Genomic DNA, 18708 nt, shown 5'->3' on the forward strand with positions numbered 1-18708 from the left:
AGACTCATCACTTTCGTCTTTGCAATTAAATCATGGAAGCCACAATTATCTTTGCGGAATAACATCATATATACATTGCATATTAATGGAACTCCAAGTAATAATATGCTTGGTAATAATAATACCAAAAATCGTATTATTAATGTTTGTAACGTTAGTTTTTCACTTGTTAACGAGATTATTTTTGTTCTTGTTACCTTTTTACCAAGTGTAGAACCGTTCCAAAGAAAAGGTAACACAATAAAATTTATAGCCATTAATACGAAAACAAGTGTAAGGTCATATCTATAGTCACCTAAACTTATATTAAAACGATTGAAAATAGCACTATAGTTTCCGGTAATAATAGCTACTACTGCACCGTACGTAACTGAGATTAAAAACATGTCAATAAGGGAAGCACCTATACGATTCATTACAAGCGCTGGACGATGCATCTTTAACTTCATTTTGTGTCGACTCCTTCATATCCTTCTTTACCCGTTTCATCGTACCACTTCTAAAAAACATTGTAAACTGGCGTTTCGCTTACTTTTCTTGTACAATGTGTTACAACAGCATTGTAAAGGAGGTTCCCATATTGAAAAGATGGATAATCCTATTTGCCGCACTCTTATTAACAGGTTGTACAGGCAATACAAACCATTTAACCTATACAATTAACGATGAATATGAACTCATACATACTTCTGGAGATGCATTTGAACTTTTCCCATCGCAGGATGCTGTATATGCTACACAATACATCCCTGCAAAAATTACAGAAATTGCTTGGGACGATAAATACATTATCACAAAACAAATTGAGGAAAAATCAGATCCAAATAATCCTGACGCAGCAATTACAAATAAAAAAAGTGAACATTATTGGATTATCGATGTAAAGCATAATAAACGATTTGGTCCTTATAATGAAAAACAATTTAACGAGCAAAAAGATGCTTTTAAAATTACAGTCCCTTTTCAAAGTGTAGATTCATATGTGAAAGAGCTAAAAAAACAGTCAGCATAACTTTTTATGCTGACTGTTTTCGTTTAAATACACACCTTACTTAGAAAATGGGATATTGAAAGTTTGTGGCTCTTTAACAGCTTCATGAGTATCTCCTGTTGCTAAATCATCTGTTGTAAACTTAATATCCGTTATCTTCTCTTTTCCATCATCAAGTATTAAACCGATAATTCCTTCTCGTGTCTCACCAGGCTTATAATCTTCCCTTGATACACTCTTTGTGCCTACAAGTGTGTCTTCTTCATATAAAAAGTTTTGAGTCGCTACATTAAAATGCTGTTTGTCATTAATAATAACATCATTCATAGAGAAGAATTGCATGTTCTTATCTCCACTATTTTCTACCTTATATGTAATTTCAACATACCGAATCGTATCGCTAATCTCCGTTCCACTTAACGATGCATATAATTCAGCATCTTCTTGACTCACTTTATCTCCCAATCTACGCTTTACTTCTTCAGGAGTTAATGCAGTATACACTTTCAATGTATTTTTTGCATCTTTGCTCATTTGTGATAATGAGATAACTTTAACGTCTTGTACGTGAATTTTCATTGGGGCTACTTCAAATGTCTGATTCACCGAATGAACTTGTTCTAATTCAAAAGTTCCCCATCCTTTTTCTTTCACCTTTTGTCCTACTTTTTTAAGCTCACGCCCACCATACTCTTTTGTTTCTGGAATAGATTCTTTCTTTTTAGGTTCTGCTTTCTTTTCTTCTTGATGGAAGCAACCACTTAACATAAGAAGAAAACTACATAAAACAAAAATACTTTTCCATGCTTTCATCATTTAATTTCTCCTAACACTATCATTCATTAAAATATATTAGTCCCTTGTTTTGTAAACTATAGAAACAATGAGAAGTCCACAAAACAAACTTGTCAGTCCAGATACTATTATACCTCCTATTTGGAAAATATGAAAATAGGGGTCTAATAACGCGTGAACGATAAATATAATGGCTGCCACAATGATAGATGAAGCCCAATATTTCTTTTTTTCCGAAGTTAAACTAGTATCTCTATCCATTCTTCTTCTATATTTCCATAGTACATATACTAGTAATAGTAGACCAAAACACGTACTCCCATGCTGTAAAAATTTATAAATTGGAATACTATATACTTCTTGCTGTAACAGAGGTAATTTCATAACAAAATAGCCTGTCTTATGGGTAAAAGCATCCCAAACTACATGCGTCACCATACCGAATACAGCAGAATAGCAAAATACAAAAATATCTTTCCATGTATAAAGCCCCCATTTTTCATCAGCTATATATTTATAGTACGTAGCAAAAGGCGTAGGTAAATGTGTTATAAACGGTCCTTTTAAAATACGATGATATGCATATGCTAATAAAAAAACGAGTGGTAAATTCAAATATAAGAAACCAGCCCATGTGTGGCCAATAATACCGTATGGCCTAAAATATAAAAAATATTCAAAATCAGGTGCCATACTACCTAATATAAGAGCCGTCACTGAAATATAACTAGAATGTTTCTTAGTAAAAGGGAGAACAGCTGCTGGATGCGCGAATGTAAATGGCATATTTTAACTCCTTTTCATATCCCCAATAGAATACATATTATCATAACGATATGAACAATCTCTATGCAATATTTATTTTCACATTGGAATATGACAGTTTAAATGTTATAATCCACATAAAATATTCAGAAAATAAGGAGGAGTTCGTGTGTCGTTAACACTTTTCTTTTTTCTTATTCTTTCTACTTTTTAATAAGTACGTACATAGGATTTTTTCAATGGAAGAACTTAAAAATTATAAAATATACGCCTACTCTAGTTGGCTTTATGAACGTTCTTTTCATTTTTATATTGAAGAGAATGACTTTCAGATGGGAAGGTCTCGGTTTTGGCGCACTTCAATATACGATATTAATAGCAAGCTGTCTTACACTTGTATTCGCTGCTTTTTTAGAAACAAAATCCCTTATGAATTGAGGTTTATATATTGATTGAAACACCCTTTTTAAAAAGCGTCTCATTACAAAAAGAAAATATCCCTAGCTTTTCCGCATATCCATACTGTTTACCCGCCATTCGAACATTACAATCACTCATTTTCCACCCGAATGTAACATTCATTATTGGAGAAAACGGAACAGGTAAATCAACATTACTCGAAGCTATTGCAGTTGCTTTAGGTTTTAATGCAGAAGGTGGAACGAAGAACTTCCGTTTTAACACGTACGATTCACATTCATCTTTACATGAATACATTCGAATTTCAAAAAGTTTTAATACCCCAAAAGACGGCTTTTTTCTACGTGCTGAATCATTTTATAACGTTGCTTCTTATATCGATGAAATAGATGCTATAAAATCTTATGGCGGCGTTTCACTTCACGAGCAATCACATGGTGAATCATTCTTCTCATTATTCATGAATCGTTTTTCAGGACAAGGTTTATACATTTTAGATGAGCCTGAGGCAGCTTTATCACCGATGAGGCAACTTTCAATGCTCATTCGCATGCACGAGCTAGCTGAACAAGGTTCACAATTTGTTATCGCAACGCATTCTCCCATTTTAATGGCTTATCCTGAATCTACTATATACTCTTTAACTCAAGAAGGGGTTCACGAATCGACATTAGAAGAAACAGAGCATTACCAAACGACGAAACTTTTCTTTGAAAATCGCGATCGATTATTTCACCACTTATTTGAGTCATAAAAAAAAAGGCAGCAATCGCTGCCTCTTTTTTATAATGCTTCTATAAATAAAGCTACTCCAATACCGCCTCCAACGCATAGAGAGGCAATACCTTTCTCTAATCCACGTCTTTTTAATTCGTGAATTAAACTTACCGTAATACGAGCTCCTGTACAACCAATTGGATGTCCAAGTCCTACACCACTACCGTTTACATTCACTTTCTCACGGTCTAACCCTAACTCTTTCTCTACAGCTAGGTATTGTGCAGCGAAAGCTTCATTAATTTCAAGTAAATCTGCATCTTCTAATGACCAATCTACTTTTTCTAATCCTTTGCGAATTGCTGGTGCTGGTCCAATACCCATAATTTTCGGATCTACACCTGCTACTGAATATCCAACAATTCGAGCTAACGGTTGTAAACCTTTTTCTTTCGCCTTTTCTTCACTCATTAATACTAAAACGGCACTTCCGTCATTAAGACCAGATGAATTCCCTGCAGTTACTGATCCATCTTTACGGAAAGCTGGTTTTAGTCCCGCTAATTTTTCAGCTGTAATATCTGCACGTGGATGTTCATCCTTCGAAAATACAACTTCTTTTCTACGTTCTTTTATCGAAATAGGAACAATTTGATCGTCAAAATATCCAGACTCAATCGCTTGTAGTGCTAGTGTGTGACTACGAAGCGCAACTTCATCTTGTTCCTCTCTTGTAATTTCATATTGATCAACTAAATTTTCCGCTGTTTCACCCATCATAATATGATGCAATGGATCTTCTAATATTTCCCACACTGTATCACGGATTTCTCCATGTTGTAGACGTTGTCCCCAGCGGTGTTGTTTTAATGCATAAGGGCTTGAACTCATTGCTTCTACTCCACCTGCAACAACAATATCACTTACACCTAATTGGATTTGCATTGCAGCTGACATAATTGCTTGCATACCTGAAGAACATTGACGTTGAATTGTATAACCAGTAACTGTGTCAGGAAATCCTGCCGCTAATGCAGCTGTTCTTGCAGTATTTGCTTCATCAGTTCTTTGAATACAGTGACCTAAAATTACTTCATCAACTTCATGTGGTTCTACTCCGCCTCGTTTTACAGCTTCCTGAAGTACAGGAACAGCTAATTCTACTGGCGTTACATTTTTTAGCGCTCCCCCAAAAGTCCCAATTGGTGAACGAACTGCAGCTGTAATAACAACATTATGCATTTTGTACTTGCCCCTCTCTTATGTACACTAGTAAGTTTTTAGGTGAAATTCCATAAGATGTATGTCTATAACTATCATACTATAAAGATAGCAAAAAATCAAAATATTTAATATAATAAAAATAGAAGGAATTAACCTTCTATTCTGTCAATGCATATAAAAATTTTTGTAAAATTTTCTCTGTCGTTTCATTTAATTTTGGTAACTTATCTACTGGAAAGTATTGAAGTTGTAACCCTTCATGATCGAGCTTTAATTCTCCGCTTACATGATGCCCCTGATACAGATGGATGACATTAAAGATTTCATCTCCATTTGGATAACGGAAATATACTTCCTTTCCTGATAAGACACCAAGAAATTGCATGATTTTTGCACTTAGTCCCGTCTCCTCGAATAATTCTCTACGAGCAGTTTCTTCTGTCGTTTCTCCCAGTTCCATTGCCCCGCCAGGCACTCCCCAATCATATGTATCTGAACGATATTGAAGCAATACTTCTTGATTATCATTTAATATAATAATTGCTGATCCTACTAAAATAAGTGGTCTCGTACCAACTACTTTGCGTAACTCTTCAATATACCCCAATATGTAAACTCTCCTTTCCTCACCCTTCCTTATCATAACAAAATTCTCTTCCTTTTGTTGCTGTAATTTTCAATAAAAAAAGAAGCTTACGCTTCCTTTTTTTACCGTTATTTCTTAAAGCTTTCGTATTTTACAGCTTCAAAAGCTTCTTCAATTTCCTCATTGCTATAATGGACATATGTAAAACGCCCTAATTCTACTAATCTAGCTATTTCTTGTAACGCTTTATGCTGATCATATGTTTCTTCAATTGTAATATGTACATAAAACTTCATTAATGGATGTTCATATAAAGGTTCTCCCACCTCTACATATACATCTTCAACCCCTTGCACAACTCTTACATAGCTCGCAAATTGATAAAGAGCTTCTCTGTCTGAAACGATTTTTAATGTATACATATATTCTCCCCCTTTTCTTTACTATATCAAAAAGATGACCATACTACGTTATAGAACTATGAAATTTTTTCGACTTGTATAATAAACAAGGCGTTTATCCATACATAGGGTCTTTTCCCAACATATATTATAGAAAGAATTTTTTCAGTTGAGGTGTTCCTTATGGATCCATACGTCAATATATGTATTTGCATTACTCCAGGCGCCAATATTTCTGATGACCGTATCGCAAAAGATTTAGCAGTTGCAGAATCAATTTGGCACCCCATTACATTTCAAATTCAAGACGTAATTATTTTAAATGAACTTTTCCGTTTTTCTGACCGTGAAATTAGTTATAAAAATTCTATTCAAAGTCAGGAAAAATTAGCATCCTTTTTCCAGACCTGTGTAAATGAAGCTCCTGAATGCGACCTTTACATTTGTTATATTGGCAGTGATTATTTCAAAGAAACAGCCGTAATTGCCTGCGCTTACTCTTTAGCAAAACAACAGCAACTTACTGGTTATATCGTTTTAACAAATTCAGCTGCTCCCATGAAAAATATATATACGCTCGCTCACGAAATCGGTCATATTTTATTTACAAGACGTATTCATGGGAAACTTACTCACGCAGATCCTCATTCCCCAACTGGCTCGGAGCACCATCCTTCTCCAACAAATCTTATGTACCCTATCGTACCTCGTCCTGAAAACGTCCATATTCATTCCTTATTAACAAACGAACAAAAAGAGCTCTCTTTACAAAGCTCTTTATTGCAAAGAAAAAAACAGTAACTGTCCTGTTACTGTTTAAAACAACTCATTCCAATCCACAAACCAAATCCCGGCTGCTAGAAATACAAATAGGCAACTAAACATAAACGTAATACCTCTAAAAATCCCTATATAATATTTCTTCGGAAATAATTTTTTGCATATCCAGAGCAGCCCTTTTCCTATTAAACCGAAGAACAAAACATAACCCGATGTGTCATCTAATAAAGTATCGAAATAGTCATCGTGTACCTTTTTCGAAAAGGTAGTATATAGCCCGAAAATCGTTAAACCTAAAAATACAATAGACAATATACCTAGAAATATACTTTGCATATTTGTTCCCCCTTAATAAAAAATTCAGTTCGTTCGCTATTAATATAAATCTAGCTTACAGTTTTTTTCTCCTCATTTTTCAAAGACCATCTCATTAATACATATAAACTTCCGTACAGAAGTAAAGATTCTAACATTCCCCAGTATGGATTTTTCTCTCCTAATCCTTTAAATACAAACATAATGAATAACGGTACGATAACAGCTAATATTCCAATCCATCCAAGTATGTACGCTTCACCAATTAACAGCACTAATAAAACAATTCCAGCTAGTATATAACTTTGCATAGTCGTTAATTGCAATACAGGTGTCCCATACCATTTATTCATAAACATTAACAATACTAGTAATAGAATTGGTAGCAAAGATGCTACATAAATAATGCCAAATTCTTTTATTTTGCTCTTAAATGATGACATTCTAAAAGCAAATACAATTCCTACAATAGTAATCATTAAAACAATTGGGTATCCAATCAATTGTACATTCGTTAATGTAAATTCATGATTTGGGCTTTCAAATAAAATATTTGTAAGTAACCAATATCCACCTATTCCAATTATCATTCCTAAAATAGTCTTTACATTTCCGCCTTTATCCTTCTCCATCTCTTTCGCCAATTCTTCTGCATACTCTTTTGGCGAATCACCAAATATATCCTTTACCGTCTTTCCCTTTTTCTCACCTTCTATTAAATGAAGTTCTGCATCTTCTAAAAAAGCGTCCACATCTTCTTCTTTAATTCCCTTCGTTATTAAATACACTTTCGTATCAATTAAAAACTTTTCTCCTTCTTTAGAAACCTTCATTATAGCCCCTCCCTTATTAAACAGCTTCCCTTCTATTCATCTTCATCATAATTTCAAGGAAAATTAAAATAAACAAACTTCCGTATAAACATATAATTTGAAATAACATTGGCACGAGGTCTTCCGATGTAAATGTTTGAAACACTAACATAATAGAAAGCGGAATGATTAAATATAAGTTTTTAAACCATCCTTCAAAATATATATTTATCGCTACTGTGATGATAAATATACCTCCAGCTAATATATAGCTTTGCATTTGAGTGAATATAAACATTTTTGTAGGATATATCACATCTAATATCGTTACAGCCCCTATTAGAAACATTGGTACAATCATGACTAAAGACCACATAGCAAACCATGTTTTTGTAAAACTTGTTACGAAGGTCATTTTGCGAAGTAGAAAATTAGGACCCATAACAACTAAAATCAATGAAAAACTATACCCAATGCACTGAATAAGTGAAATCTGTAGAATTCCGTTATTCACTATTATGATAGAAGCAATAATCCAAAACGAAACGATATTCATTACTGTAAAACCAATTTGCTTCCACGTTTCTTTCCTATCTCTTTCCATCACTTTTACAAGTTCATTTGCATATTCTTTCGGTGAGCTTCCGAAAATTTCTTCTACACTTTTTCCATCAGTCTCACCTTCTATTAAATGAAGTTCTGCGTCTTCGATAAAGCTTTCAATGTCGCTTTCTTTCACACTCTTTGCCGCTAAAAATAATCTCATATCTAATAAAAACTTTCGTGCTTCACTGGATAGCATTATTTTTTTCTCCCTTTCCCCTCAAGTAGACGCTCTACACTACTTTGCATCGCTTCCCAGCGATCCATAAACTCATTAAGTGCTTCCTCGCCTTTTTCTGTTAATGTATAATATTTTCGCTTTGGACCAGATGGAGATTCCTTCATTATACTCGTTATTAATCCTTCCTTTTGCATTCGTATTAATAACGGATAAATACTTCCCTCACTTGCCATTGTAAAGCCATACTTCGCTAGCCTTTCACTCATTTCATAACCGTATATTTCACCTTCAGAAATAATAGCAAGTAAGCACCCTTCTAAAATCCCTTTCAACATTTGACTTGTCGACATAACTCAAATCCTCCCACTATCTTGTTTTACAAGATAGATAAGCGTAAGTATCTTGCTTTACAAAATAGTATAGCAAAGACTATTTTGCAAAACAAGATAGCTAACAATATTTTTCCAAATCTTTGCAGGATTTTTATTATCCACTCTCTAAATAGAGCAATAAGAGAACTTTTATTATGAAGGAGTGTTTTTCATCATGGTTACAAATCGAGTTGTCTTTTTAACAGGTGCTGCGAGCGGTATTGGTTATGAAATGGGAAGTGCTTTCGCAAAAGAAGGTGCTAAAGTTATCATTAGTGATCGCCTTGAAGATCGTGCAAAAGAAGCTGCTGAACAATTGCAAAAAGAAGGCTATCAAGCTATCGGTTTAAAATGTGACGTTACAGCTGAAGAAGAAATTACAGCAGCAATTTCTCAAGCAGTTACTCACTTCGGTTCATTAGACATATTAATTAATAACGCTGGAATGCAACATGTTTCACAAATTGAAGATTTTCCAACTGAAAAGTTTGAGCTGCTAATTAAAATTATGCAAATCGCTCCATTTATCGCCATCAAACATGCTTTTCCGATTATGAAAAAACAAAAATATGGCCGGATTATTAACGTCGCTTCTATTAACGGCCTTGTCGGATTCGCTGGAAAAGCTGCCTATAATAGCGCAAAACATGGTGTAATTGGATTAACAAAAGTTGCCGCTTTAGAAGGTGCTACTCATGGAATTACTGTTAATGCTCTTTGTCCTGGTTATGTCGATACCCCTCTTGTACGTAATCAATTACAAGATTTAGCCACTACACGAAATGTACCACTTGAAAATGTTTTAGAAGATGTTATTTATCCACTTGTACCACAAAAGCGCTTATTACAAGTACAAGAAATCGCTGATTATGCTATGTTTTTAGCTGGTGAAAAAGCAAAAGGTATAACTGGTCAAGCTGTCGTTATCGACGGTGGTTATACTGCTCAATAATTAAAATAAAGTTTGCTCACAAAGAGCAAACTTTATTTTAATTTCTATCTCGAGGATCATCATACTTTAGTAATTGCTGTGGCAGTTTTTCTATTGCAACAGTTATCCCATCTAATTTACTTTCAATACGATGTAGTAAATATAGTGTTACAACAATCGGAAACCCCACATTACCTATCATCCCGATCCACTCTTCCATCCTACTCTCCTCCTTTCATTATATAAATAAGGGAAAAAAACACATTTAGGCATAAAAAAACAAGCTATTATTTATTAGCTTGTTTTTCAAATAATGATGCAATCTCTCGTTTATAATCTCCACGTATAATACCTTTCTCAGTAACAATACCTGTAATTAATTCGTTCGGTGTTACGTCAAATGCAGGATTATAAACGTCAGTTCCGATTGGTGCTACTTGTTTGCCGAAAATTTTCGTAACTTCTGTTTCATCTCTTTCTTCAATAATAATTTCAGCGCCTGTTTGTTTCGTAGTATCAAATGTAGATAACGGAGCTGCAACATAGAATGGAATACTGAAATACTTTGCTAATATAGCTAAATTTAATGTTCCTATTTTATTCGCAGTATCACCATTTTTAACGATTCGATCTGCCCCTACAATAATCGCATCAATTTCTTTCGTACGAATTGCATGGGCTGCAGTATTATCAGTAATTAGTGTCACCTCAATGTCTGCTTGCTTCAACTCCCATGTCGTTAAACGACCACCTTGTAAAACTGGTCTCGTTTCACACGCGTATGCATGTAAACGCACACCTTTTTCTTTCCCAATATAAAATGGTGCTAATGCAGTGCCATATCTAGCGGTTGCAATACTCCCTGCATTACAAATTGTTAAAATTTTATCACCATCTTTAAAACATGTTAAACCATGTTCTCCAATACTCCGGCACACCTCTTCATCTTCCTGCTGAATGCGAAGCGCCTCTTCTTCTAATATTTTTTGCGCTTCTTTTATTGTAGTAATCTCTCGAATAGATTCTCTCATGCGATCAATTGCCCAAAATAAATTCACTGCCGTCGGACGTGATGTCCCTAAATAATTACAATCTCTATTAAACTTCTTTTGAAACTCCTCAATATGTACAGTATTATATTTTTTTGCTGCAAGCGCCAAACCAAATGCAGCTACAATTCCAATTGCAGGTGCTCCGCGTACTTCTAGCATTACAATACTTTTCCAAACCTCTTCAATAGTCGTTAACGTTTTGTATTCTGTACTATGAGGCAACTTTGCTTGATTTAATACCGCAATTGTATCACCTTTCCAACTTACAGATCTCGGCACAGTAACAATCATGCTCATGCTTTTATGCCCCCTGAAACTGTTTGTTGAAATAATGTTCGAAACAGTTGAATATCAGCACTCTTAGATTCATATTTTATTAGTTCTTTTCCTAAGTTTAGAGCTTGTTTCTTAGCTTGAATTCTTTTTTCTTTATTTGTTATTTCATCTAAATCAGCTACATGAGCTAAACCAATTGTTCTTCGAATTAATTCACATCCTGCAAATCCGACAGCATCAGTAAAGATATTTTGCAAAATAATTGGTAACCATTGTTTTTCTTTCGTATATGCTTCTACGCCTTCTCCAATCCATAACTTCGTAAAAGTTTCTACAAAATAACTCCATGTCTTTTCTATATGGAAAAATAGTACATTTCTCTGTTCTTCTTCTCTAGATAACGCATTTAATAATAAATTTGCAATAAATTGACCAAGATCAAATCCAAATGGACCGTACGTTGCAAATTCTGGATCAATTACTTTCGTTTCAGAAGGCGATGAAAATATACTACCAGTATGTAAATCCCCATGAATGAGCGCTTCTTTTCTCGTTAAAAACTTATACTTATACTGTGCTACTTTTAATTTTAAAGTTTTATCACTCCACAGTTCATCAACCGCTAGTTGTAACTCTGGCTCATAATTATTCGTATCGTAATGCCCAAACGGATCTGTAAACACTAAATCTTCTGTTATTTTACAAAGGTCTGGATTTACAAATGTACCCTCTAGTACCCTTTTCTCTTCTGACTGCAAACCGAAATCTGAAGTATAAAATAAAACATGTGCAAGAAAACGACCGATATGCTGAGATAAAAGTGGATACTCCTCTCCGTCTATCAATCCTCTTCTTGTAATTGTTAGCTTTGATAAATCTTCTAATACTGTTACTGCTAACTCTTCATCATGACTGTACACTACCGGCACATAGTCCGGTACATACTTCGTAAAAATTTGTAATGCCTTACTTTCAATCGTTGCTCTTTTTATAGACAACGGCCAGCTCTCACCAACTACTTTCGCATATGGAAGAGCTTGTTTTATTATAATTGATTTCTCTCCATCATCTAATTTGAACACGTAATTTAAGTTTCCATCTCCAATTTCATGGCAAACTACATTTGCTTTCTTTTCAAAATAGCCATGTTCTTTCGCATATTGTACAGCTGTTACTTCTGTTAATGAATAATATCCCATCGTCTTTTCCTCCTTTTTTAATTCAGAGGTTTTTCTGACGCAGAAAAACCTCTTTCCATAAAGAAAGAGGTTTGAAGTTTATCTTCTCCCCTCTTATCTGCCAGAAAGTTTACTTTCTGCTGGAATTAGCACCGTGCCCTTTTGGCGTCATAAACGCCCCATTTCACAATGGTATTACGGTCGGTTGCTGGGCTTCATCGGGCCAAATCCCTCCACCTGCTCTTGATAAGAGTTGTATAATTTTTTAGAATTTTTAACTTTATGTTGAAGACTATACCAAGAATAAAAATCACTTGTCAACATTTTATTTGTATAATTCTGGACGACGATCTGCAAAAACCGGAATTCCTTTGCGTACCTCTTTAATCTTCTCGAATTTAAGCTCTCCAAATAAAATTGATTCCTCTTCATTTGCCTCTACTACAACTTCTCCCCAAGGATCGACAATTAAAGAATGACCTGCAAACTTATTATTCGGATCCTTTCCTGCTCTATTACACGCAACAACATAACACTGATTTTCAACTGCTCTTGCCTGCAATAGCAAGCGCCAATGTGCTAAACGAACTAATGGCCATTCTGCTACAACAAATAAAACTTTTGCACCTTTAGCAGTATGAACGCGCATCCACTCTGGAAAACGAATATCATAACAAATTGTGCCAGCGCACTCTACATCATCTAGCTTAAATTCACCTGTCTCATTACCAGCTACTAAATATTTATGTTCATCCATAAGCTGAAATAAATGTACTTTACTATATTCATTGACTAACTGACCTTTATTAGTTACAACATACATTGTATTTGTAACACCTTGCTCTGTTTGCTTCGCTATGGAACCACCAACAATATGTACACCATATTGTTTCGACCATTCTTTCAACTTTTCTTTCGTTTCTATTCCATCCCTATCTGCAATTTCAGAAAGTCTCGTTAAATCATATCCTGTTGTCCATAGTTCTGGTAAGACGATAACATCTGGTCTTTCCTTCATCGCTTCACTTATTTTATTTTTAGCGTTCTCAATATTTTTTTCTACATCTCCAAAGACAATATCCATTTGAATACATGCGACTTTCATTTTTTCAGCCCCATTCTCATTTTTCTCTTTACAAAATACTGGAAAGATTATATCATTTGTCACTAGAATTGTAACAACTTTCAAAAGAGGTGGAAAGTATGAAATTATTTCAACCTTCTGATATAGTAACGTCATTGCCAACACAATTTTTCGCTTCACTTGTTGCAAAAGTTAACAAAGTCGTTGCAGCTGGTCACGATGTTATTAATCTAGGTCAAGGTAATCCAGATCAACCAACACCGCAGCATATCGTAAAAGCTTTACAAGATGCTGCCGAAAAGACCATTCATCATAAATATCCGCCATTTCGCGGACACGAAAGCTTAAAAGAAGCCGTGGCAACATTCTATCAACGTGAATACGGTGTAGTAGTAAATCCAAAAACTGAAGTTGCTATTTTGTTTGGTGGAAAGGCTGGATTAGTAGAATTACCAATTTGTTTTACAAACCCTGGTGATAGCATTCTCGTTCCAGATCCAGGCTATCCAGATTATTTATCAGGAGTTGCTTTAGCAAAAGCACAATTTGAAACAATGCCGCTTATTGCAGAAAATAATTTTTTACCGGATTATACAAAAATTGATGATTCTATCGCCGAGCGAGCAAAGTTAATGTTTTTGAACTATCCAAACAATCCTACTGGTGCTACTGCATCAAAAGATTTCTTTGATGAAACCATTCATTTTGCTAATAAACATAATATATTAGTTGTTCACGATTTTGCTTACGGAGCTATTGGATTTGATGGTCAAAAACCCGTTAGTTTCTTGCAAGCAGATGGCGCCAAAGATACAGGAATTGAAATTTACACATTATCAAAAACTTTCAATATGGCTGGGTGGCGTATTGCTTTTGCAGTCGGGAATGAAAGTGTCATCGAAACAATTAACCTATTGCAAGATCATATGTATGTTAGTATTTTTGGTGCAGTTCAAGACGCAGCCCGCGAAGCGCTATTAAGTTCACAGTCTTGTGTAATAGATCTTGTTAATAGTTATGAATCTCGGAGAAATACTCTTATTTCAGCTTGTCACTCAATTGGTTGGAATGTAGATATTCCAACCGGATCATTCTTTGCATGGCTCCCTGTACCAGAAGGATATACATCTGAGCAATTTTCAGATATTTTACTAGAGAAAGCACACGTTGCAGTTGCTCCTGGTATTGGATTTGGTGAGCACGGCGAAGGATACGTCCGTGTTGGTCTCTTACATACAGAAGAACGATTACGAGAAGCAATTCATCGAATTGAGAAATTAAATTTCTTCAAAAAATCGTTGACAACATAAAAAATATCTGACAAAATTCAGTTATCTTAAAAATTTAAACATTTCTAAATACTTCTTATCAAGAGCAGGTGGAGGGACGAGCCCGACGAAACCCGGCAACCGATCTACAATCGTAGACACGGTGCTAATTCTCGCAGCATTACGCTGACAGATAAGGAGCTGGTTGTAAAAAAACCTCTCCTTAGCTGAGAGGTTTTTTTATTTAACTAGGAGGTTATAACAATGAGCGGAATTATAGCGACGTATTTAATCCATGACGATTCACATAACTTAGAAAAAAAAGCTGAGCAAATTGCACTCGGTTTAACAATTGGCTCTTGGACTCATTTGCCACACTTATTGCAAGAACAATTAAAACAACATAAAGGCAATGTCATTCATATTGAGGAATTAGATGAGCAAGAACATATCAATTCGTATCTACGTAAAAAAGTAAAACGAGGGATTATTAAAATCGAATATCCCTTATTAAATTTCAGTCCAGATTTACCAGCGATTTTAACAACTACATTCGGAAAGCTATCACTTGATGGTGAAGTAAAATTAATTGATTTAACCTTTTCAGATGAGTTAAAAAAGCATTTTCCTGGTCCGAAGTTTGGTGTAGATGGCATTCGAAACTTTTTACAAGTGTATGACCGTCCCCTTTTAATGAGCATTTTTAAAGGAATGATTGGACGAAATATTGGATATTTAAAAACGCAATTACGAGATCAAGCGATTGGTGGTGTAGATATCGTAAAAGATGATGAAATTTTATTTGAAAATGCATTAACACCACTATCGAAGCGAATTGTATCTGGAAAAGAAGTTTTACAATCAGTATATGAAACATACGGCCATAAAACGTTATATGCCGTAAATTTAACAGGCCGAACTTTTGATTTAAAAGAAAATGCGAAACGTGCGGTACAAGCTGGTGCTGATATTCTATTATTTAACGTATTTGCTTACGGACTAGATGTACTACAATCACTTGCAGAAGATGACGAAATCCCAGTTCCTATTATGGCACACCCTGCTGTAAGTGGTGCTTATTCGGCATCCAAGTTATATGGAATCTCGTCTCCACTATTACTTGGAAAGCTACTACGTTATGCTGGTGCTGATTTTTCTTTATTCCCGTCTCCATATGGCAGCGTTGCGTTAGAAAAAGAAGAGGCTCTTACCATCTCAAAATATTTAACTGAAGACGATGCATTTTTCAAGAAAAGTTTTTCTGTTCCATCTGCTGGTATTCACCCTGGTTTCGTTCCCTTTATCTTGCGAGATTTCGGTAAAGATGTTGTTATTAATGCCGGTGGTGGGATTCATGGCCACCCGAACGGAGCACAGGGCGGCGGCAAAGCATTCCGTGCTGCAATTGAAGCTACTTTGCAAGGAAAACCACTCCATGAAGTAGATGAAATAAATTTGCATAGCGCACTACAAATATGGGGAAATCCCTCACATGGGGTGAAATTATGAGTATTCAAGTGTTTTGTGATTTCGATGGTACGATTACAAATAACGATAACATTATGTCCATTATGGAAAAATTCGCACCTCCAGAGGCAGAAGAAGTAAAACAAAGAATTTTATCACAAGAACTTTCTATTCAAGAAGGTGTTTCTCAATTATTTCAACTGCTACCTACTAATCTACACAATGATATAATTCAGTTTTTAAAAGACACTGCCGAAATTCGTACTGGCTTTCATGAATTTATACAATTTGTAAATGAAAATAATATTTCTTTTTACGTTATATCAGGTGGGATGGATTTCTTCGTCTATCCACTCTTACAGAAAATCATTCCAAAAGAGAAAATTTATTGTAATGAAACAGACTTTTCAACAGAGTTTATTACAGTTAAATGGCCTCATCCTTGTGACGATCATTGTCAAAATCATTGCGGATTATGCAAATCATCACTAATCCGTAAATTAAGTGATACAAATGATTTTCATATTGTAATTGGGGATTCTATTACTGATTTACAAGCTGCGAAACAAGCAGATAAAGTATTCGCCCGCGACTTTCTTATTACAAAGTGTGAAGAAAATCGTATTGCTTATACACCCTTTGAAACATTTCACGATGTTCTAGCTGAACTAAAACATTTGTTAGAGGTGAAATTATGAAACAACTTTTTCGTCAATGGTATGACTTAAGCGAGATCAAAAAAGAGTTAACAATACGAAATTGGTTTCCAGCAACAAGTGGTAATATTTCTATAAAGGTTAGTCATGAGCCACTTACTTTTCTTATTACAGCAAGCGGTAAAGATAAAACAAAAACCACTCCAGATGATTTTCTATTAGTAGATCATTTAGGAGTTCCCGTATTAGAGACTGAATTACGCCCTTCAGCAGAAACAATATTGCATACACATATTTATAACAATACGAATGCCGGGTGCGTACTTCACGTTCATACAACTGATAACAATGTCATCACAAATTTGTATAGTGATGCAGTCACCCTTCAAAATCAAGAAATTATTAAAGCTCTTGATATTTGGGACGAAGGTGCAACGATTAACATTCCCATTATCGAAAACCATGCTCATATCCCAACGCTTGGAGAGAACTTCCGAAAACATATAAAAGGAGATTCGGGAGCAGTATTAATCCGTAACCATGGTATTACCGTATGGGGCCGAGATAGCTTTGATGCAAAGAAAAGATTAGAAGCTTATGAGTTTTTATTCCAATTTCATATAAAACTATTATCAATTCAAGGAGGCGTTTCTAATGGCGCAAATTCGTATTCATGAAGTAAATACTCGCATTGAAAATGAGGTGGAAGTATCAAAATTTCTACAAGAAGAAGGCGTTTTATATGAGAAATGGAACATTTCTAAGCTTCCTACTCATTTAACAGAAAATTATTCCTTAACAGATGAAAACAAAGCTGACATATTAACGTTGTTTTCAAAAGAAATTGCTGATGTTTCAGAGCGCAGAGGTTATAAAGCATATGATGTGATTTCACTTTCAAATAGCACACCTAACCTTGACGAGTTATTAATTAATTTCCAAAAAGAACACCATCATACTGACGATGAAGTTCGCTTTATTGTCAGCGGTCATGGCATCTTCGCTATTGAAGGAAAAGACGGTCGATTCTTTGACGTTGAACTTGAACCTGGTGATCTTATATCTGTACCTGAAAATGCAAGACATTATTTTACCTTACAAGATGATCGCCAAGTTGTAGCTATTCGTATTTTTGTTACAACAGAAGGTTGGGTTCCAATTTATTAAGGTAGCTAGTTGAATAAAAGAAATTGGAACCCCTTTTCCAACCTTTTATTCACTCTACATATATACATCCTCCTATGGAACAGGCTTATTTCATTTTCTGAAATAAGTCTGATTTTTTATTTACTCAAAAACTTCTTCTCTTCCTTTTTAAAGGAGAATTATCCTCTTCGATTTTTTAACAATTTTTGAACATTTATTGAACTTTTTTTGAACTTTTTCTGAAAATTCTGTTTTGTATATGATATACTACAATTACTAATAAGGAAAATAATATCGCAAACAGAGGGGGATAATCATGAGTTTACTTATTGCACTTATACTTGGAGTTACGTGTGGAGCTATTCCTGTTATTTTAGGCGCTATTATGGAAGAGTTAGAAGTTGGTGTTTTAGGTTTTGCCGCATCATGTGTAAGCGCTTTATTTTTTGGTTTATATGGTGCTATTCCTGTTGCTATTCTGTGCGCATTTTATATAATACGCCATGCTCGAGCGAAACAGTTTGGTCCTAATCACATTGCACAAATTATTCCATTCCCAATTGAACGGTGCCGCCGGGCTTCCAACCTATAAAGTGAAACTTTAATCAGTAGGGTTTTGTTCATCCCCACTGATTATTAGCCTTCACCAATCGGGCGTTTACGGGCAGCCCGACTCCCACCTAACTTCT

Annotated in this window: 24 protein-coding genes, 1 pseudogene and 2 riboswitches; of the genes and pseudogenes, 11 read left to right on the forward strand and 14 right to left on the reverse strand. The window is 34.9% G+C overall.

The window, feature by feature from the left end; all coding sequences use genetic code 11:
• On the reverse strand, positions 1–449 hold a 449-nt coding region (locus KI356_RS12960; RefSeq protein ID WP_212935615.1), incomplete at its 3' end, for an RDD family protein.
• A gap of 131 nt (positions 450–580) precedes the next feature.
• On the opposite strand from KI356_RS12960, the gene KI356_RS12965 reads away from it, so the two are divergent.
• Positions 581–1012, forward strand: a complete 432-nt coding sequence (locus KI356_RS12965; protein WP_002033805.1) for a DUF3997 domain-containing protein — start codon at positions 581–583, stop codon at positions 1010–1012.
• A 36-nt stretch (positions 1013–1048) separates the two neighbouring features.
• Here KI356_RS12965 and KI356_RS12970 read toward each other — a convergent pair whose 3' ends face one another.
• Both KI356_RS12970 and KI356_RS12975 read right to left on the reverse strand, forming a co-directional pair.
• Entirely contained in the window at positions 1049–1807 is a 759-nt protein-coding gene (locus tag KI356_RS12970) for a hypothetical protein (protein WP_212935616.1), read from the reverse strand.
• A 36-nt stretch (positions 1808–1843) separates the two neighbouring features.
• Positions 1844–2572 carry a DUF4184 family protein gene (locus KI356_RS12975; RefSeq protein WP_212935617.1) on the reverse strand — a complete coding sequence of 243 codons (729 nt, stop codon included), beginning with the start codon at positions 2570–2572 and terminating at the stop codon, positions 1844–1846.
• Positions 2573–2720: 148 nt separating this feature from the next.
• Between KI356_RS12975 and KI356_RS28485 the strand changes: the two are divergent.
• Both KI356_RS28485 and KI356_RS12980 read left to right on the forward strand, forming a co-directional pair.
• Positions 2721–2989 (forward strand): annotated as a pseudogene (locus KI356_RS28485) (hypothetical protein).
• Positions 2990–2999: 10 nt separating this feature from the next.
• Complete coding sequence (locus KI356_RS12980) at positions 3000–3725, forward strand: AAA family ATPase (protein ID WP_212935618.1); 726 nt, start codon at positions 3000–3002, stop codon at positions 3723–3725.
• 29 nt (positions 3726–3754) lie between these two features.
• On the opposite strand, the gene KI356_RS12985 is transcribed toward KI356_RS12980, so the two are convergent.
• From KI356_RS12985 to KI356_RS12995, 3 genes are all read right to left on the reverse strand, one after another.
• Complete coding sequence (locus KI356_RS12985) at positions 3755–4930, reverse strand: acetyl-CoA C-acetyltransferase (protein ID WP_128281092.1); 1176 nt, start codon at positions 4928–4930, stop codon at positions 3755–3757.
• Positions 4931–5069: 139 nt separating this feature from the next.
• Positions 5070–5519 carry an NUDIX hydrolase gene (locus KI356_RS12990; RefSeq protein ID WP_212935619.1) on the reverse strand — a complete coding sequence of 150 codons (450 nt, stop codon included), beginning with the start codon at positions 5517–5519 and terminating at the stop codon, positions 5070–5072.
• 107 nt (positions 5520–5626) lie between these two features.
• Positions 5627–5920, reverse strand: coding sequence for a DUF3928 family protein (locus tag KI356_RS12995; protein ID WP_000288333.1), 294 nt, complete (start codon positions 5918–5920; stop codon positions 5627–5629).
• Positions 5921–6082: 162 nt separating this feature from the next.
• Between KI356_RS12995 and KI356_RS13000 the strand changes: the two genes are divergently transcribed.
• On the forward strand, positions 6083–6700 hold the full coding sequence (locus KI356_RS13000; RefSeq protein ID WP_212935620.1) for an ImmA/IrrE family metallo-endopeptidase: 618 nt from the start codon (positions 6083–6085) through the stop codon (positions 6698–6700).
• A gap of 15 nt (positions 6701–6715) precedes the next feature.
• Here the strand turns inward: KI356_RS13000 and KI356_RS13005 are convergent, their stop codons facing one another.
• From KI356_RS13005 to KI356_RS13020, 4 genes are read right to left on the reverse strand one after another with little or no spacing between them, the layout of a single operon-like run.
• Positions 6716–7015: a DNA-binding protein gene (locus tag KI356_RS13005; protein WP_212935621.1), complete on the reverse strand. Its 300-nt coding sequence runs from the start codon at positions 7013–7015 to the stop codon at positions 6716–6718.
• Positions 7016–7065: 50 nt separating this feature from the next.
• A complete protein-coding gene (locus tag KI356_RS13010; RefSeq protein ID WP_212935622.1) occupies positions 7066–7827 on the reverse strand; it encodes a DUF1129 domain-containing protein in 762 nt (253 codons plus the stop codon).
• Positions 7828–7843: 16 nt separating this feature from the next.
• Positions 7844–8608 (reverse strand): DUF1129 domain-containing protein, encoded by a 765-nt coding sequence (locus KI356_RS13015; RefSeq protein ID WP_212935623.1) that lies wholly within the window; start codon positions 8606–8608, stop codon positions 7844–7846.
• Positions 8608–8940, reverse strand: a complete 333-nt coding sequence (locus tag KI356_RS13020; RefSeq protein ID WP_088097605.1) for a PadR family transcriptional regulator — start codon at positions 8938–8940, stop codon at positions 8608–8610. The genes KI356_RS13015 and KI356_RS13020 overlap by 1 nt, the downstream gene beginning before the upstream one ends.
• Before the next feature lie 196 nt (positions 8941–9136).
• On the opposite strand from KI356_RS13020, the gene KI356_RS13025 reads away from it, so the two are divergent.
• Entirely contained in the window at positions 9137–9913 is a 777-nt protein-coding gene (locus KI356_RS13025) for a 3-hydroxybutyrate dehydrogenase (RefSeq protein ID WP_212935624.1), read from the forward strand.
• 37 nt (positions 9914–9950) lie between these two features.
• On the opposite strand, the gene KI356_RS13030 is transcribed toward KI356_RS13025, so the two are convergent.
• The 4 genes from KI356_RS13030 to KI356_RS13045 form a co-directional block, all read right to left on the reverse strand.
• On the reverse strand, positions 9951–10112 hold the full coding sequence (locus tag KI356_RS13030; RefSeq protein WP_212935625.1) for a YvrJ family protein: 162 nt from the start codon (positions 10110–10112) through the stop codon (positions 9951–9953).
• A 67-nt stretch (positions 10113–10179) separates the two neighbouring features.
• Positions 10180–11241 (reverse strand): S-methyl-5-thioribose-1-phosphate isomerase, encoded by a 1062-nt coding sequence (gene mtnA, locus KI356_RS13035; RefSeq protein WP_212935626.1) that lies wholly within the window; start codon positions 11239–11241, stop codon positions 10180–10182.
• On the reverse strand, positions 11238–12419 hold the full coding sequence (gene mtnK / locus KI356_RS13040) for an S-methyl-5-thioribose kinase (protein ID WP_212935627.1): 1182 nt from the start codon (positions 12417–12419) through the stop codon (positions 11238–11240). The genes mtnA and mtnK overlap by 4 nt, the downstream gene beginning before the upstream one ends.
• A 90-nt stretch (positions 12420–12509) precedes the next feature.
• Positions 12510–12651, reverse strand: a riboswitch (SAM riboswitch).
• A 72-nt stretch (positions 12652–12723) separates the two neighbouring features.
• Complete coding sequence (locus KI356_RS13045; RefSeq protein ID WP_212935631.1) at positions 12724–13587, reverse strand: carbon-nitrogen family hydrolase; 864 nt, start codon at positions 13585–13587, stop codon at positions 12724–12726.
• 14 nt (positions 13588–13601) lie between these two features.
• On the opposite strand from KI356_RS13045, the gene KI356_RS13050 reads away from it, so the two are divergent.
• The 6 genes from KI356_RS13050 to KI356_RS13075 all read left to right on the forward strand — a co-directional run bounded on the left by KI356_RS13050 (position 13602) and on the right by KI356_RS13075 (position 18611).
• On the forward strand, positions 13602–14792 hold the full coding sequence (locus KI356_RS13050) for a pyridoxal phosphate-dependent aminotransferase (RefSeq protein WP_212935628.1): 1191 nt from the start codon (positions 13602–13604) through the stop codon (positions 14790–14792).
• Between the two features lie 52 nt (positions 14793–14844).
• Positions 14845–14950: riboswitch (SAM riboswitch) on the forward strand.
• Between the two features lie 64 nt (positions 14951–15014).
• Entirely contained in the window at positions 15015–16259 is a 1245-nt protein-coding gene (gene mtnW, locus KI356_RS13055; protein WP_212935629.1) for a 2,3-diketo-5-methylthiopentyl-1-phosphate enolase, read from the forward strand.
• On the forward strand, positions 16256–16915 hold the full coding sequence (locus tag KI356_RS13060) for a 2-hydroxy-3-keto-5-methylthiopentenyl-1-phosphate phosphatase (protein ID WP_128281081.1): 660 nt from the start codon (positions 16256–16258) through the stop codon (positions 16913–16915). The genes mtnW and KI356_RS13060 overlap by 4 nt, the downstream gene beginning before the upstream one ends.
• Complete coding sequence (locus tag KI356_RS13065) at positions 16912–17550, forward strand: methylthioribulose 1-phosphate dehydratase (RefSeq protein ID WP_212935630.1); 639 nt, start codon at positions 16912–16914, stop codon at positions 17548–17550. Before KI356_RS13060 ends, KI356_RS13065 begins: the two co-directional genes overlap by 4 nt.
• Complete coding sequence (locus KI356_RS13070; protein ID WP_128281079.1) at positions 17528–18040, forward strand: 1,2-dihydroxy-3-keto-5-methylthiopentene dioxygenase; 513 nt, start codon at positions 17528–17530, stop codon at positions 18038–18040. The genes KI356_RS13065 and KI356_RS13070 overlap by 23 nt, the downstream gene beginning before the upstream one ends.
• A 295-nt stretch (positions 18041–18335) precedes the next feature.
• Positions 18336–18611, forward strand: coding sequence for a hypothetical protein (locus KI356_RS13075; RefSeq protein ID WP_128281078.1), 276 nt, complete (start codon positions 18336–18338; stop codon positions 18609–18611).
• Positions 18612–18708: the final 97 nt, after the last annotated feature.

The organism is Bacillus hominis (assembly GCF_018332515.1).
GTDB classification, from domain to species: domain Bacteria; phylum Bacillota; class Bacilli; order Bacillales; family Bacillaceae_G; genus Bacillus_A; species Bacillus_A hominis.

Bases quoted from the DNA above. Each gene is read 5' to 3' on its own strand.
- KI356_RS13070 (WP_128281079.1), top strand. From the start codon at position 17,528: ATGGCGCAAATTCGTATTCATGAAGTAAATACTCGCATTGAAAATGAG.
- KI356_RS13010 (WP_212935622.1), bottom strand. From the start codon at position 7,827: ATGAAGGTTTCTAAAGAAGGAGAAAAGTTTTTAATTGATACGAAAGTG.
- KI356_RS13025 (WP_212935624.1), top strand. From the start codon at position 9,137: ATGGTTACAAATCGAGTTGTCTTTTTAACAGGTGCTGCGAGCGGTATT.
- KI356_RS12985 (WP_128281092.1), bottom strand. From the start codon at position 4,930: ATGCATAATGTTGTTATTACAGCTGCAGTTCGTTCACCAATTGGGACT.
- KI356_RS12975 (WP_212935617.1), bottom strand. From the start codon at position 2,572: ATGCCATTTACATTCGCGCATCCAGCAGCTGTTCTCCCTTTTACTAAG.
- KI356_RS13075 (WP_128281078.1), top strand. From the start codon at position 18,336: ATGAGTTTACTTATTGCACTTATACTTGGAGTTACGTGTGGAGCTATT.
- KI356_RS13060 (WP_128281081.1), top strand. From the start codon at position 16,256: ATGAGTATTCAAGTGTTTTGTGATTTCGATGGTACGATTACAAATAAC.
- KI356_RS13065 (WP_212935630.1), top strand. From the start codon at position 16,912: ATGAAACAACTTTTTCGTCAATGGTATGACTTAAGCGAGATCAAAAAA.
- mtnW (WP_212935629.1), top strand. From the start codon at position 15,015: ATGAGCGGAATTATAGCGACGTATTTAATCCATGACGATTCACATAAC.
- KI356_RS13030 (WP_212935625.1), bottom strand. From the start codon at position 10,112: ATGGAAGAGTGGATCGGGATGATAGGTAATGTGGGGTTTCCGATTGTT.
- mtnK (WP_212935627.1), bottom strand. From the start codon at position 12,419: ATGGGATATTATTCATTAACAGAAGTAACAGCTGTACAATATGCGAAA.
- KI356_RS13020 (WP_088097605.1), bottom strand. From the start codon at position 8,940: ATGTCGACAAGTCAAATGTTGAAAGGGATTTTAGAAGGGTGCTTACTT.
- mtnA (WP_212935626.1), bottom strand. From the start codon at position 11,241: ATGAGCATGATTGTTACTGTGCCGAGATCTGTAAGTTGGAAAGGTGAT.
- KI356_RS13015 (WP_212935623.1), bottom strand. From the start codon at position 8,608: ATGCTATCCAGTGAAGCACGAAAGTTTTTATTAGATATGAGATTATTT.
- KI356_RS12995 (WP_000288333.1), bottom strand. From the start codon at position 5,920: ATGTATACATTAAAAATCGTTTCAGACAGAGAAGCTCTTTATCAATTT.
- KI356_RS13050 (WP_212935628.1), top strand. From the start codon at position 13,602: ATGAAATTATTTCAACCTTCTGATATAGTAACGTCATTGCCAACACAA.
- KI356_RS13000 (WP_212935620.1), top strand. From the start codon at position 6,083: ATGGATCCATACGTCAATATATGTATTTGCATTACTCCAGGCGCCAAT.
- KI356_RS13005 (WP_212935621.1), bottom strand. From the start codon at position 7,015: ATGCAAAGTATATTTCTAGGTATATTGTCTATTGTATTTTTAGGTTTA.
- KI356_RS12970 (WP_212935616.1), bottom strand. From the start codon at position 1,807: ATGATGAAAGCATGGAAAAGTATTTTTGTTTTATGTAGTTTTCTTCTT.